Annotated in this window: 15 protein-coding genes; all 15 read left to right on the forward strand. The window is 41.1% G+C overall.

Annotated features, from left to right (window positions below; all coding sequences use genetic code 11):
• Position 1 precedes the first annotated feature (1 nt).
• The 15 genes from recD2 (at position 2) to tatC (ending at position 15,039) form a co-directional block, all read left to right on the forward strand.
• Positions 2-2,326 (forward strand): SF1B family DNA helicase RecD2, encoded by a 2,325-nt coding sequence (recD2, locus tag CZ434_RS01190; protein WP_077625026.1) that lies wholly within the window; start codon positions 2-4, stop codon positions 2,324-2,326.
• Positions 2,327-2,398: 72 nt separating this feature from the next.
• The gene (locus CZ434_RS01195) at positions 2,399-2,587 is read left to right on the forward strand and encodes a hypothetical protein (RefSeq protein WP_077621407.1); all 189 of its coding nucleotides are present in this window, start codon (positions 2,399-2,401) and stop codon (positions 2,585-2,587) included.
• Positions 2,588-2,775: 188 nt separating this feature from the next.
• On the forward strand, positions 2,776-3,843 hold the full coding sequence (locus tag CZ434_RS01200; RefSeq protein WP_077621408.1) for an AI-2E family transporter: 1,068 nt from the start codon (positions 2,776-2,778) through the stop codon (positions 3,841-3,843).
• 333 nt (positions 3,844-4,176) lie between these two features.
• A complete protein-coding gene (gene alaS, locus CZ434_RS01205; RefSeq protein WP_077621409.1) occupies positions 4,177-6,813 on the forward strand; it encodes an alanine--tRNA ligase in 2,637 nt (878 codons plus the stop codon).
• A gap of 97 nt (positions 6,814-6,910) precedes the next feature.
• A complete protein-coding gene (locus tag CZ434_RS01210) occupies positions 6,911-7,177 on the forward strand; it encodes an IreB family regulatory phosphoprotein (RefSeq protein ID WP_077621410.1) in 267 nt (88 codons plus the stop codon).
• 1 nt (position 7,178) lies between these two features.
• Entirely contained in the window at positions 7,179-7,595 is a 417-nt protein-coding gene (gene ruvX / locus CZ434_RS01215) for a Holliday junction resolvase RuvX (RefSeq protein WP_077621411.1), read from the forward strand.
• Between the two features lie 24 nt (positions 7,596-7,619).
• Complete coding sequence (locus CZ434_RS01220; protein WP_077621412.1) at positions 7,620-7,904, forward strand: DUF1292 domain-containing protein; 285 nt, start codon at positions 7,620-7,622, stop codon at positions 7,902-7,904.
• A 183-nt stretch (positions 7,905-8,087) separates the two neighbouring features.
• A complete protein-coding gene (mltG, locus tag CZ434_RS01225) occupies positions 8,088-9,230 on the forward strand; it encodes an endolytic transglycosylase MltG (RefSeq protein ID WP_077621413.1) in 1,143 nt (380 codons plus the stop codon).
• A gap of 95 nt (positions 9,231-9,325) precedes the next feature.
• Positions 9,326-9,961: an O-methyltransferase gene (locus tag CZ434_RS01230; protein ID WP_245830907.1), complete on the forward strand. Its 636-nt coding sequence runs from the start codon at positions 9,326-9,328 to the stop codon at positions 9,959-9,961.
• Between the two features lie 27 nt (positions 9,962-9,988).
• A complete protein-coding gene (gene udk / locus CZ434_RS01235) occupies positions 9,989-10,612 on the forward strand; it encodes a uridine kinase (protein WP_077621414.1) in 624 nt (207 codons plus the stop codon).
• Positions 10,613-10,850: 238 nt separating this feature from the next.
• Positions 10,851-11,327 carry a transcription elongation factor GreA gene (gene greA, locus CZ434_RS01240; protein WP_077621415.1) on the forward strand — a complete coding sequence of 159 codons (477 nt, stop codon included), beginning with the start codon at positions 10,851-10,853 and terminating at the stop codon, positions 11,325-11,327.
• Positions 11,328-11,511: 184 nt separating this feature from the next.
• The gene (locus CZ434_RS01245; RefSeq protein WP_077621416.1) at positions 11,512-12,270 is read left to right on the forward strand and encodes a gluconate 2-dehydrogenase subunit 3 family protein; all 759 of its coding nucleotides are present in this window, start codon (positions 11,512-11,514) and stop codon (positions 12,268-12,270) included.
• Positions 12,271-12,291: 21 nt separating this feature from the next.
• The gene (locus CZ434_RS01250) at positions 12,292-14,031 is read left to right on the forward strand and encodes a GMC family oxidoreductase (RefSeq protein ID WP_077621417.1); all 1,740 of its coding nucleotides are present in this window, start codon (positions 12,292-12,294) and stop codon (positions 14,029-14,031) included.
• A gap of 29 nt (positions 14,032-14,060) precedes the next feature.
• Positions 14,061-14,282 (forward strand): twin-arginine translocase TatA/TatE family subunit, encoded by a 222-nt coding sequence (tatA, locus tag CZ434_RS01255; protein ID WP_077621418.1) that lies wholly within the window; start codon positions 14,061-14,063, stop codon positions 14,280-14,282.
• Between the two features lie 22 nt (positions 14,283-14,304).
• A complete protein-coding gene (gene tatC, locus CZ434_RS01260) occupies positions 14,305-15,039 on the forward strand; it encodes a twin-arginine translocase subunit TatC (protein WP_077621419.1) in 735 nt (244 codons plus the stop codon).
• The last annotated feature ends 55 nt before the right edge of the window (positions 15,040-15,094 follow it).

Consider the following 15,094-nt stretch of genomic DNA (forward strand, 5'->3'; position numbering starts at 1 on the left):
AATGGAAGAAAACAAAGACGTAATTGAGCATGAAGGTTATATAAAAGGAGAACTCCTCCATACTATTTTCTTTAATGAGGAGGAGCATTTTTCCATTGCCCGCATTAAAATTCTGGATACAAACGAATCTGTCGATCAAAAGGATATGGTAGTCAAAGGCTATCTGTCAAAACTCGAAGAGGGCGAAGTTTATGTTTTTTACGGAGAATTCGAAGAACATAAGAAATTCGGAAAGCAGTATAAAGTATATCAATACAAACGCTTTGTTCCCGATACGATTGATGGATTGGTCACCTATTTATCAAGTGACCTTTTTTACGGAATCGGAAAAAAGACAGCCCAGAGAATTGTCGATCATTTGGGAGAGACGGCAGTTTCCCAAATTTTGAAATCACCCTCGGTATTAGAAAGTATTCCTGGTTTAAACAAAGAAAAAGCTGAGCAATTGTCAAAGGAACTTAAAGAGCATCAAGGGTTCGAGCATATCGTGGTCGGCCTGTCCTCTTATGGTTTCGGGTTGAAAATGGCACAAAAAATTTACGAAGTATATAAAGATGAAGCTGTTGAAGTACTTGAAAGGGATCCTTATCAGTATGTCTTCGATATCCCTGGATTCGGCTTTCAACGGGCAGATGAAGTGGCAAGACAAAATAATCTCCCTATGAATCATCCTAGCAGAATCCAGGCAGCTTGTATTTATATCCTCCAGAAAAGTGTTCAGGATGGTCATGTCTATATGCCGTTGGAAGAACATCTTTACGCCATCGATGATTTACTAAACGGTCAAATGAATGCCATTGATGCAGATGATATTACAGAACAGATTTTGGAGCTGAACAAACAGAAAAAGCTGATCAATCTTGAGTCAAAAGTTTATTTGCCTTCACTGTATTATGCGGAAACAGGGTTTTGTTCGCAAATTGACCGTATTTGCAAGAGAGGAAAGGAAGAGGAAGTGGCTGATGCTGAACTGCTGAAAATTGTGGGGACAATTGAAGAAGAAGAGTCTTTGAGTTATGGCAGAGAGCAATATGACGCAGTAGAGAAAGCCATCAGGTCCAAGATGATGATACTTACCGGTGGACCCGGCACAGGGAAAACGACTGTCATCAAAGGAATAATCAAAGCTTTTGCAATGATTCACGACCTGTCGCTCGACCCTGATGACTATGATAATGATAATCCTTATCCATTTGTGTTGACTGCACCGACCGGAAGAGCGGCCAAAAGAATGAATGAATCAACAGGTCTTCCAGCTGTAACCATTCATCGTCTACTTGGCTGGAACGGGCACGAATCGTTTGAAAAAGACGAGAATAACCAATTGTCCGGAAAATTGCTTGTGATCGACGAATTTTCCATGGTGGATATTTGGCTGGCCAATCAGTTGTTCAAAGCTGTTCCGGAAGATATGCAAGTGCTGATAGTAGGAGATGAGGATCAACTACCGTCAGTCGGGCCTGGTCAAGTATTGGCTGATCTGTTGACCAGTGGACAGATCCCATCTGTTAAATTAAGTGAAGTTTATCGACAAAAAGAAGGGTCCAAAATCATTCAGCTGGCACATGAAATAAAAAACAATACCTGTACGGTAGAATCACTTCATAAAGAAGCGGACTTTAATTTTATTTCCTGCCGGGAACATCAGGTCGTCGACGCTGTCCTTCAAATTGTAAAAAAAGCCTACGATAAAGGCGTGGATTTACGTGACATGCAAGTGTTGGCTCCAATGTATCGCTCGAAAGCAGGCATTCATCGTCTGAACGAAGAGATCCAGAAAGTGATCAATCCTAAAAGCGGGCAGAGGAGAGATATCCGGACCCATGAAGCAACTTACAGAACTGGAGATAAAGTTATTCAGTTAGTAAATCAGCCGGAAGACGGAGTGTACAATGGTGATATCGGTGAAATCGCCGCAATTTTCGAAGAAGATGAAAATGCCGGTCAAACAGATCAAGTAGTTGTCCGATATGACGAAAGAGAAGTAGCATATGAGAAAAAAGATCTGAACAATATTATGCATGCTTATTGTACATCTATTCATAAGTCACAAGGGAGTGAATTCCCGATTGTCATCATCCCCGTAATACCGTCATACAGGAGGATGCTTCGTAAAAACCTTTTATACACGGCGGTAACCAGATGTAAAAAATCCTTGATATTATGCGGGGATAAGCGCGCTTTCGTTGAAGGCGTTAAAGACCAAAACACGAACCGCAGAAACACCTCACTAGTAGATTTCTTGAACGAATTGCTTGCTAAAGGAGAGCAAGGAGCGGAAGAAGAGGTCCCGGAACAAGAACTTTCTCCATATGATTTTCTCTGAACAATGTATAAACAAGGTGAAATTGGACATGCTGTAGGCAACTTTAGGATACGAACAAGGAGTTGCTCATGTATGTATTGTCCAAATTGTAAGGGGAAAAACATCGGCAAAATCGGCAATCAGCAATATTATTGCTGGGATTGTTTTATTGAGTTGTCTCTGTTTGGAGAAGTGCTTGACATGCATCAAGTCGAAATGGACGGTTCTTTAAGTTCACTGAATGATCTCTTTACAGAAGAAGAACGAAAAGCAAGCTGGTAATCTTTGAAAATGCCATCTTAAATCGCAAATTTCTATCAAAATCATTATAAAATTCTTTGTACTGGATAAGCTAACTGGTAGAAGAACCCTTGCCTTTATGGCAAGGGTTCTTCTATGAAATAAACAGTACCTGACGAGGACAATTTTAGTAAGACTGTTGGGAAAGACAGGAAGGAGACTAATTGAGCGTGTACGATCAAAATAGGGCGTTGCGTATAATATATTGGGTTGCTGTTGGAATTCTTGCCCTGCTCTTTTTATATCTTCTTTCAAAGATCCTACCTTTATATAAAGAAGCCGTTACAGTGTTTTTTCATATCCTCACACCCTTTATAATTGCCGCTGTTATCGCTTATCTACTACATCCGTTGATTGAACTCCTGCACAAATATAATTTTCCCCGTTGGCTGGCTATCATAGGGATTTATATCTTGTTTTTCGGTGGCGTGACCTATCTCATTTATAAACTTTATCCAATTTTCATCCACCAACTGAAAGATTTGAATCATAATCTGCCCTATTTCATGGAGCAATATCGCGACGCTATTTATAGTATGTATGAAAGTACTTCCTATCTTCCTGAAACGGTTCATGACAAAATGGATACAATGTTCTCAAGGATTGAACAGTTTATAGACAACTTATTGACAAGCATTGCTTCCAAATTGACGAAAATCATGGATATCATTGTGATCATAGCCGTCATCCCGGTTTTGGTTTTTTATATGCTGAAGGATTTTTCGTTGATTAAAAGGGCTCTTTGGAAGTTGGCGCCTTCAAAGTACAGACAAAGTGCAGGAAGACTGGTACATGATATTGATAAAAGTCTAGGCGCATATATAAGGGGACAACTCCTTGTTTGTCTGTTTGTTAGCATCACGACTTACGGAGTTTTCTGGTTCATTGGCATGAAATATCCGTTGCTTCTTGCATTATTGATGGGTGCCACCAATCTGATTCCTTACTTTGGACCGTACCTTGGAGCAGTCCCTGCTGTAGTGATCGCTTTTACAATTTCTTATAAAATGGTCCTTTATGTTATCATCGGTGTCTTTATTGTCCAAATCATCGAAGGCAATCTGCTTTCCCCCTTCATCGTAGGCAAAAGCGTAAATATCCATCCGATTTTGATTATTTTCGCTCTTTTGGTAGGTGGAGAGTTTGGTGGAATTATCGGTATGATTCTCGCCGTTCCGTTGCTAAGCGTATTGAAAGTCATCCTTATCCATATATGGTCTTTCCGCCTTGATGATTGACAATTCTAAGAATGTTTCTTATAATATCGCATATCACAGTCGGTTAAACAATGAATACTTTGAAGATCATGAGTACATGGTAGACCCACCTGCAGAGAGGAATTCCCCAGGCTGAAAGGAAATCCAGGCGAAGGACCATGGAAGCTAGATCTGAGTGCGGCTCACTCCCGCCGGATACGCACCGTTATCGCGCACGAGGTGATGGACTATTTGTCCATAATCAGGGTGGTACCGCGACAATGCTCTCGTCCCTGCTTTTGCAGTGACGGGAGCTTTTTATATGTTAGTTGCCATATTGTAAAAATCGACAATTATCCAGCAGGAGGTAAGATGATGAAAAAACTAACATCGGCCGAAGTACGGCAAATGTATTTAGACTTTTTCAAAGAAAAAGGACACCGGGTAGAGCCAAGCGCTTCCCTTGTCCCAAAAGAAGATCCGACGCTTCTATGGATCAACAGCGGAGTTGCAACACTGAAAAAATACTTTGATGGACGAGTAATCCCTGACAATCCACGGATTGTAAATGCTCAGAAGTCGATAAGAACAAATGATATTGAAAATGTAGGAAAAACTGCAAGACACCACACTTTCTTTGAAATGCTCGGGAATTTCTCGATCGGAGATTACTTTAAAGAAGAAGCAATCGAGTGGGCGTGGGAGTTTCTTACTAGTGAAGAGTGGATTGGTTTCGATAAGGAAAAACTCTCTGTCACTGTCCATCCGGAAGATGATGAGGCGTTTCAAATATGGCGGGACCAAGTGAAAATCCCGGAAGAGCGGATAATCAGACTTGAAGAAAATTTTTGGGATATCGGAGAAGGACCAAGTGGACCGAATACAGAAATTTTCTATGACAGAGGAGAAAAATACGGTAACGATTCCAGTGATCCGGAATTATATCCCGGCGGGGAAAACGAGCGATATTTAGAAATTTGGAACCTGGTGTTTTCACAATTCAATCATAATCCTGATGATACTTATACACCACTGCCTAAGAAAAACATAGATACTGGTATGGGTCTGGAACGGATGGTAAGTGTCATCCAGGATGTTCCGACAAACTTTGATACAGATTTGTTCATGCCTTTAATTAAGAGCGCAGAAAAACATGCTGATGCAAAATATGGACAATCAAAAGAAGGAGACGTAGCTTTCAAGGTCATTGCGGACCACATACGTACCGTTTCCTTTGCTGTAAGCGACGGGGCGCTCCCATCCAATGAAGGCAGAGGATATGTCCTGAGAAGGTTGCTTAGAAGAGCTGTCAGGTTTGCAAGACAAATAGGGATTGAGCGGCCATTTATGTATCAGTTGGTTGCATCGGTCGGAGAAATAATGGAACCATTCTATCCGGAAATCAAACAAAAACAGGAATTTATCGTAAATGTTGTGAAAACAGAAGAAGAAAGATTCCATGAGACTTTGAATGAAGGATTGGCAATGTTGTCCGGGATTTTGGAAAAAGAGAAGGAAAAAGGTAGTAATCAATTCCCTGGAACGGAAGTCTTTCGTTTGTATGACACGTATGGTTTTCCGAAAGAGTTGACAGAGGAATATTTGGAAGAGGCAGGGTTCACAATTGATGAAGCAGGCTTCCAGGAGGAAATGGCCAAACAAAGAGAACGTGCGCGACAAGCCCGTCAGAAGGTCGATTCCATGCAAATACAGGAAAGTGTTCTAAGTGATGTGGAATCGGACAGCACATTTGTCGGCTACGAAACATTGGAAATTGACACGAAAATCGTAGAAATTATCAAGGACAAGCAATTCGCTGATTCGGCAAGCGAAGGGGAAGAAGTTTTCTTGTTTTTGGAAGAGACCCCATTTTACGCAGAAAGCGGGGGGCAAGTTGCCGATAATGGCGTTATCCACGGTGCTAATGCAACCGTTTCTGTTGAAGATGTTCAGAAAGCACCCAAAGGGCAAAATGTTCATAAAGTGACCATTGAAAAAGGGACGATTCAAAAAGGAGAGCATGTACGCGCAGTAGTGGGAAAAACTTCAAGGGCCGATATTGTCAAAAATCATACTGCCACCCATTTGCTTCATCAGGCTTTGAAAGATGTGCTGGGGGATCATGTCAATCAGGCTGGTTCTCTTGTTACAAGTGATCGACTTCGTTTCGATTTTTCTCACTTTAATGCATTGACTGAAGAAGAATTAAACAAAATTGAAAGAATCGTCAATGAAAAAGTATGGGATTCCATTCAGGTAGCTGTTGATTATCACAGTCTGGAAGAGGCCAAAGATATGGGGGCAATGGCCTTATTCGGCGAGAAGTATGGCGATATTGTACGTGTTGTTCAAGTCGGGGATTACAGCATTGAACTTTGCGGCGGGTGCCATGTGATGAACACAGCTGAAATCGGCTTGTTCAAAATAGTGTCTGCTTCCGGAATCGGAGCAGGGACAAGGCGGATCGAGGCTGTTACAGGAAAAGGTGCCTATCAATTTATGAACGGAAAGCAAAATACATTGAATGAGGCTGCCAATTTACTGAAAACAACAGCAGATCAAGTTCCTGAACGGATTGAATCGCTCTATCAGGAGCTGAAGGATTTGCAAAAAGAAAAAGAATCATTAAGTGCCAAAATTTCAAACTTGGAAGCATCAACCATTCTGGACAAGGTTCAGGAGATAAATGGCGTGAAATTGCTTGCACAGCAAGTTGACGTCCAGGACATGAACCAGTTAAGAACGATGGTTGATGACTTGAAACAAAAAATTGGTTCGGGTATTATATTGCTCGGTGCAGCAAACAATGGCAAAGTCCAGCTTGCATCTGGCGTTTCGAAAGATTTGGTGGAAAAAGGTTACCATGCAGGCAATCTGATCAAAGAAACTGCACAAAAATGCGGTGGAGGCGGAGGAGGACGTCCAGACATGGCACAAGCCGGCGGAAAGAATCCGGAAAAACTCCCTGAAGCACTGAAATTCGCTGAAACATACGTAATAGATAATTCTTAAGTTTTTCATTTGTTGGAAATAGGTATATAATAGAAAGTAATATTAATTGGTCGTGAATATTTTCTAATGCGGCAAATCTAGAAACGGGGGATGGATAATGGGCTCTATGGATAAAACGATGAAATTCAGTTTTCCGGAAGATCCTTTCGAAGAAAATGTCCGAGAGGTACTCCTCACTGTACATGATGCATTGAGGGAGAAAGGTTATAACCCGATCAACCAAATTGTGGGTTATTTATTATCTGGTGATCCGGCTTATATTCCCCGCCATAAGGATGCCAGGAACTTGATAAGGAAAATAGAGCGGGATGAGTTAATCGAGGAACTTGTTAAGTCCTACATCGACAAAAACAAAGAGGAATAGTATGAAAAAAATTGGATTAGATGTTGGAGAAAAAACCATCGGCGTTGCGGTCAGCGACGCCCTTGGCTGGACTGCTCAAGGCTTGACGACAATCAAGTGGGATGAAAGTGATTTCTCCACTGCTTCGGATGCTATAAAAACAATCATCGAAGAGCATGATATTAAAGAGGCGGTCGTCGGCCTGCCTAAAAACATGAACGGGACCATAGGTCCTCGTGGAGAAGCCTCGCAGGAATTTGCGCAGTTCCTTGAAGAAGAGTTCTCGCTTACCACAACCTTGTGGGATGAAAGGCTGACCACGATGGCTGCTGAACGTGTATTGTTGGAAGCGGATATGAGCAGAAAAAAACGGAAAAAAGTCATTGATAAAATGGCTGCAGTCATGATTTTGCAAAGTTATCTCGATGCAAACAATTGACAGGTTTATTATGGAGGTGCGGAAATGGCATTAGAAGAAAAAGAACGGATTATCATTCCTGATGAAAATGGTGAAGAGCATCTATTTGAAGTTTTGTTTACATTTGATGTAGATCAAACGGGGCATTCCTATATTGCAGTTGTTCCAGCTGATCAAAAAGACGAAGAAGAAGTCGAAGTTTTTGCGTTCCGTTATGAAGAAAAAACCAACGACGAAGACGACCTTTCTCTTTTCCAAATCGAATCTGAAGAGGAATGGGGAATGGTGGAAGAGATGCTGAATACTTTCACCGATGAAGAAACGGATTGAATGATTGAGTGAAGTTCATGCAAAAAAGGCTCGTCCGGTATGTTATCGGACGAGCCTTTTTTAAATATCCTGGAAGGGCATTCAAGTGCTGGATAATCGGGTATGACTGGCGGATTTTAGATAATATTAGAAAACTTGACGGATTTTGTAGTATAATATATCCGGTGAAAGGGGGACTTTTTAATGTCTACGTCTGATAAAGGAGATCAGTATAAAGACAAATTCAAGCAACGAGTCGAAGAAGCTAGTACAGTCAGAAAAATAGTTGCCATCGTGTTATCTTGTCTTATACTCATCCTTGTTGCCGGGACGATTGCCGGCTATATGTATGTAACAAACGCGCTGGAACCCGTAAATCCCGGAGATGACACCACAAAATCAGTGGAGATACCTCTTGGATCATCTACTTCGGAGATTGCAGGTATTCTGGAAGAAGAAGGAATTATTAATAATAGTTTGATTTTCCGCTTCTATGTAAAATTTAATAATGTCACTGAATTTCAGGCAGGGGATTATGAATTTACTCCATCCATGTCGATCAGTGAGGTGATCGATGCATTGCAAACTGGTACGGTTTTAAAAGAACCAGTCATTTCGGTGACGATTCCAGAAGGTAAAAATGTGGAAGAAATCGCTGCAATCTTTTCGGAAAAGACGGGTCTGGACAAAGAAGAATTCATTAACAGGACGGAAGATCCGGATTATGTTCAGTCTTTAATCGACAAACATCCTTCCATCCTCTCCGAGGAAATCCTTGATCCTGAAATTAGATATCCATTAGAAGGTTATTTATTCGCGGCGACATACGAATTTTACACAGAAAATCCTGAGATAGATAAGATTATAGAGGATATGGTGACTAAAACAGAAAACGTTGTAACCCCCTACTTGGACTCGATTTCAGCTAGAGAAGATATTGATTCGGTACATGAGGCATTGACTATGGCATCGCTTGTCGAGAAAGAAGCACGGACTGAAGAAGATCGTAAGTTGATTGCGGGCGTATTTTATAACCGACTTGAAGAAGATATGATGCTTCAGACCGATCCCACAGTCCTTTACGCCCAGGGAGAACATAAAGACAGAGTTTTATTTGAGGACTTGAAGACAGAATCGCCTTATAACACCTATCAAATAACAGGACTGCCGGTAGGACCGATTTCCAATTTCGGTGAAAGCTCTTTAAAGTCTATCCTGAATCCAGAGGATACCAGTTACATGTATTTTGTGGCTGCGCCTGATGGAGAGGTTTATTATTCGGAAACTTATGAAAAACATCAACAGCTAACACAAGAATATTTAAACAGGGATGCTGCAGGGGAGTGAAGAAATTCGCATTCCCTGTTTTTTTTGTGTTAAAATAATGTGGTTGTAGTGAGGCTAATATTCTTTTGCCGATGTAAGAAGGGGGCAAACAATCTGTGGATGAACAGTTAGAGAAGTATTTGACTGAAATGCTTACCCAAAGTCCTGACTGGGTGAAAAAAATAGAGACTTTCGCAAAAGAAAACAATATACCGATCATGGAGCCGCTGGGTATTGATTTTCTAATGCAAATTGTAAGGATGAAACGCCCCGGTAAGATTTTGGAAATCGGGACTGCTATAGGATATTCTGCATTGAGAATGCAGGAGGCTTACCCTGAATCACAAATTGTATCGATTGAAAGAGATGAAGTAAGATACAAAGAAGCAATAGCAAATATTTCATCATTAAAAAAAGAGGACAACATAAAAGTCATCTTTGGCGACGCTCTGGACAAGGTCGAGGAAATAAGGAAAAACGGCCCATATGATTTATTGTTCATTGATGCAGCCAAGGGACAGTACCAACGTTTCTTCGAAATTTACAGCCGGTTCCTGACGGATAATGGAACAATTGTTTCAGACAATGTCTTGTTTAAAGGTATAGTGGCTTCTAAAAATGAAGAAAATAAAAGATTAAATAAAATAGCGGGAAAAATCCGCCATTATAATGATTGGCTTGTCGGTCATCCGGATTATCATACATCCATTCTTCCGATAGGGGATGGTGTGGCAGTCAGTGTTAAACGATGAAATAGGAAAAAAGGAGAGCTCGGAAGTATGCCCAATAAACCTGTTGTAATAGGTGTTGCTGGAGGAAGCGGTTCTGGGAAAACGTCTGTGACCAGGTCCATCAGTCAACGTTTTACAGATAAAACCATTTTAGTGATTGAACAAGATTATTATTATAAGGACCAGAGTCATTTACCTATCGAAGAAAGGTTGAACACCAATTATGACCATCCATTGGCTTTCGACAATGAATTGCTGGTTGAACATGTGAAAAAACTTATAGACCTGGAACCGATAGACAAACCGGTTTATGATTATACTGTTCATACCCGTTCTGAAGAAGTTGTAAGGGTAGAACCGAAAGAGGTCATTATTCTCGAAGGTATTCTTATTTTGGAGGATCCGAGACTGCTTGATCTCATGGATATTAAGGTGTTTGTCGATACAGATGCCGACGTAAGGATTATCAGGAGATTACTTAGAGACATTAAAGAACGAGGACGGACTATCGATTCTGTAATCGACCAATATATAAATGTTGTGCGACCGATGCATTTGCAGTTTGTAGAGCCTACTAAACGTTATGCTGATATAATCATACCGGAAGGCGGACAAAATCACGTAGCAATCGATTTGATGGCAACCAAAATCCAGACAATACTAAATGAGTAACCTCTTTTTTTGGGAAAAGATAGATAGGTATTGAAAATATGGCAAAAATCTGCCATAGTATGGATTAGTTGGTAATATAAAACGTTTCCACAGATTTTGGTGTCGGAAAGCACTTTATTTATTACTTAACATAATATCTATATCTAAATTATAAGATAAATAAAACCCAGATAGACGGAAACCCGGTTTAAACCGGAGATTATGTAACATCGTTGTTGGGGGTAAAGGAGTGTATTCAATGGCTACAGAAAAAAGCTTTTATATGACCAAAGAAGGTAAAGATAAGTTAGAAAACGAACTGCATGAATTGAAAACGGAAAGAAGACAGGAAGTTGTCGAAAGAATAAAAATTGCCAGGGGGTTTGGCGATCTTTCAGAGAACTCCGAATACGATGCAGCAAAGGACGAGCAGGCATTCGTTGAATCCAGAATCGCCCAAGTTGAAAACATGATCCGCAATGCTGTCATTATCGAGAGTGACAATGACAATCCTAATGTCGTCGGACTGGGAAAAACGGTAACCTTTCAAGAACTGCCTGACGGGGACGAAGAAAGCTATACAATCGTGGGCAGTGCGGAAGCAGATCCTTTCGAAGGGAAAATTTCCAATGACTCTCCGATTGCTAAGAGCCTCTTAGGTCGTGAAATCGGTGAAGAGGTCACCGTACCTACCCCTGGAGGAGAAATGCAAGTAAAAATCGTCAACGTTGAATAATCAGCTGGAACGCATCAAGTTAAATTGATGCGTTTTTTTTATGCATTCATTTTCTTAGAATAAAAAAATTTGTAACAAAAAAATAAAAAAATTGTTGGAATATGTTTAACACACTTATTGAGAGGTAACTAGTACCTAGGTAGTTATTTTATTCCTATCTAAATGAAGTGGAAGGAGGAAAATGATGGCTGATAATAATAAGTCAAAAATGTCCCGGCGGCGTTTTATTAAAAACTCGAGTTATGTTGCCGGAGGAGCCATTGGCGGCGGGTTACTCGGCACCCTGATTACCGCGAACGTTTCCGATAACAGTCAAACCGCATCGACTGATTCCTCTGGTGGGGGGGAAGGACAGACGAACTTTAACAAAGCGTTGATGTATTTCACGCGTCAGGAAAACTTCAATATACTTAGTGCAGCAACAGAAAGAATTTTCCCGGAAGATGAGAATGGCCCAGGTGCCATTGGACTCGGGGTTCCTTATTTTATCGACCACCAATTGGCCGGTGGTTACGGACATAACGAAAGAGAGTATATGCAAGGGCCGTTTTTTGAAGGATCTGATTTCCAAGGCTATCAAACGAAATTGAAGAGGCATCAAGTATTTGATTTGGGGATACAGGCAATCGAAAGGGAGAGTCAGAAAGATCACAATGCATCATTTACCGACTTGGAACCAGAACAGCAAGATCAAATCTTGCAGAAATTCCAAGATGGAGATGTCGATTTAAAAGGTGTAACCCCAACCACATTCTTTGAACTTCTTCGTTCGGCTACACTTGAAGGCGCCTATTCCGACCCACTATACGGAGGTAACGGAAACATGGACGGGTGGCGTATGAAAGAGTACCCGGGAAGTTACATGAGTTATAATGAAGAACTTGATTCTGAAGAATTTATCGAAAAAGAACCTCGTCCTTTAAGAGCTCACATTTCATCATAGTAACAATTAAGGAGGATTTATATGGCAACGCAATTGGATAAAGTAGAAGCTGTAACAGTCGGAGTAGGCTGGACAGGCGGGATCATAGCAGCTGAACTGGCGAAACAAGGCGTTCAGGTTGTCGGTCTTGAAAGAGGACATAACCGTTCGACGGAAGATTTCCAGATGGTCCATGATGAATATCGCTATGCAATCCGTTATGAGTTGATGCAGGATTTATCCCAAGAAACGATTACTTTTAGAAATAATCGTGATGAAAGAGCATTGCCCATGCGTCAACTTGGTTCCTTTTTGCTTGGAGAAGGAGTAGGGGGTGCCGGTGTCCACTGGAACGGTCACACTTGGCGTTTCCTCCCGTATGATTTACAAATCAAATCGATGACCGATGAAAAATACGGAGAAAACAAACTTGGGGAAGATTATACCATCCAGGATTGGGGAATTACTTACGAAGAACTTGAATCATATTTTTATCAATTCGAACAGACAGCTGGAATTGGCGGGGAAGAAAATCCGATGGGAGCTCCACGGAGCAACCCTTATCCGAATCCGCCAATGAAAGATTCGCCAATCACTAAAAGGTTCAAAGATGCCGCAAGTAATCTTGACTTGCATCCGTTCCAACTTCCTTCCGCCAACATGACGGAAAACTATGAAAATCCGGATGGTCAAAAAATGTATAAGTGCCAGTACTGCGGTTTTTGTGAACGTTTCGGTTGTGAATACGGAGCAAAAGCATCTCCTAATGTGACTGTCATCCCGACGGCACAGGATACAGGGAATTTCGAACTCCGCACGGGTGCTAATGTAACAGAGATCCTTTATGATGGAAACCGGGCTACGGGTGTCCGCTATGTAGATGTATTGACAGGTGAAGAATTTGAACAGCCTGCAGATATCGTTATTTTAACAAGTTATGTGATGAACAATACCAGATTGCTCCTCCAATCCGGAATCGGACAGGCGTACGATCCTGAAACAGGTAACGGTGTAATCGGTAAAAACTATTGTTATCAAATCTTGCCTGGTGCCACTGGTTTCTTTGAAAATGAGAAATTCAACACCTATATGGGTGCAGGAGCGCTAGGTTCATCGGTAGATGATTTTAATGGAGATAATTTCGATCATTCAGATCTTGACTTTATTCACGGTGCATCCATATCTATCACTCAGACAGGAAAAAGGCCGATCAATAACAACACGGTTCCGAAAGACACGCCTAACTGGGGAAAAGAGTTCAAATCTGAATCGATTAAATGGTACCATAAGACTTTATCCGTAGGTGGACAAGGTGCTTCCATGCCTCACAGGGAAAACTATTTGAGTCTTGACCCTGACTATAAAGATGCGTATGGAAATCCCTTGCTTCGGATGACGTATGATTACACAGAACAAGACAGGAACCTTCATGAATACATTACCGACAAATGTGTGGAAATCATGGAAGAAATGGGTGCGGACCATGTGGAACGAAGATCTGTCAGTGACCACTATAACATTGTTCCTTACCAGACAACCCATAACACCGGAGGCGTCATCATGGGGGATAACCCTGATACATCTGCAGTGAATAACTACCTACAGATGTGGGATGCCGATAACATTTTTGTAGTCGGTGCTTCTGCTTTTGCCCATAATGGCGGATACAATCCGACAGGTACAGTGGGTGCATTAGCATATCGTGCTGCCGAAGGCATCATGAAATATCGTGAGGAAAATGGACAGCTTGTGAAAGCAAAAGCGAAAAGTCAGCTTGCTTAAAATATTTTCAATCTAAAGGAGAGATTTTCATGGGATTTACGAACATAGGGATCCCCGGATTAATTATCATCCTGGTGGTCACATTGATTATTTTCGGTCCTAAAAAACTTCCGGAAATCGGAGCTGCCTTCGGACAGACACTTTCCGAATTCAAAAAGTCAACCAGCAATCTTATGAGTGATAACGATGAGGATCGTACTAAGAAAACAGTAGATGCCCCTGAGGAAGAAAAGAAAGACTTGCCATCCTAAAAGATGAGGGGTGAAAGCAATCATGCAACAGGCACAATTAGAAGAGCAGACTTTAGTCGAGCATATAACAGATTTAAGGAAGGCTATTATAAATTCGGTGGTTTTCTTTGTTATTTGCTTTATTGTCCTCCTGGCTTCAATAAATAAAGTAATACCATTATTGACAGAACAAGAAAAACTTGTAATGCTTGGCCCTCTGGATGTTGTCCGTTTTTACACAGGAATTGCCGGGAGTTTGAGTCTCGGCTTTTCCGCTCCATTTATTGGATATCAAATTTGGAAATTCGTACGGCCGGCATTGACAGAGGAAGAGAGTAAAACAGCGATTTCGTTTATTCCAGGTATTTTCTTTAGTTTCCTTTCCGGTCTGGCTTTTGGATTTTTTATTATCTTTCCGACCGTTTATGGATTTTTGATGAATCTTGGAACAAGAAATTTCGACATGATGATCACAGCTAAGGAATACTTTTCTTTTATGCTGATGACATCCATACCGTTAGGATTCTTGTTTGAAGTACCGCTGGTTCTGATGTTTTTAACTGCTGTCGGTCTGGTGACGCCGGAGAAGCTAGGGCAGATAAGAAAATATGGTTATTTGTTGATGGCGGTATTATCTGCATTGATAACACCACCGGATGTCATTTCACAAGTCATTGTTCTTGCTCCGTTGATCGCTCTTTATGAGCTCGGTGTCATCCTGTCGAAAGTAATGTACAAACGCAGAATGAAGGCGGAACAAGAAACAGAAGCATCCTGAGTTTATTAAGTATTTTATACTTAAAATATATAGAAGAGTTTTAGGAGGGTTTATG

Origin of the sequence: Sediminibacillus massiliensis (genome assembly GCF_900156915.1) — a bacterium.
Lineage (GTDB): Bacteria > Bacillota > Bacilli > Bacillales > Amphibacillaceae > Sediminibacillus_A > Sediminibacillus_A massiliensis.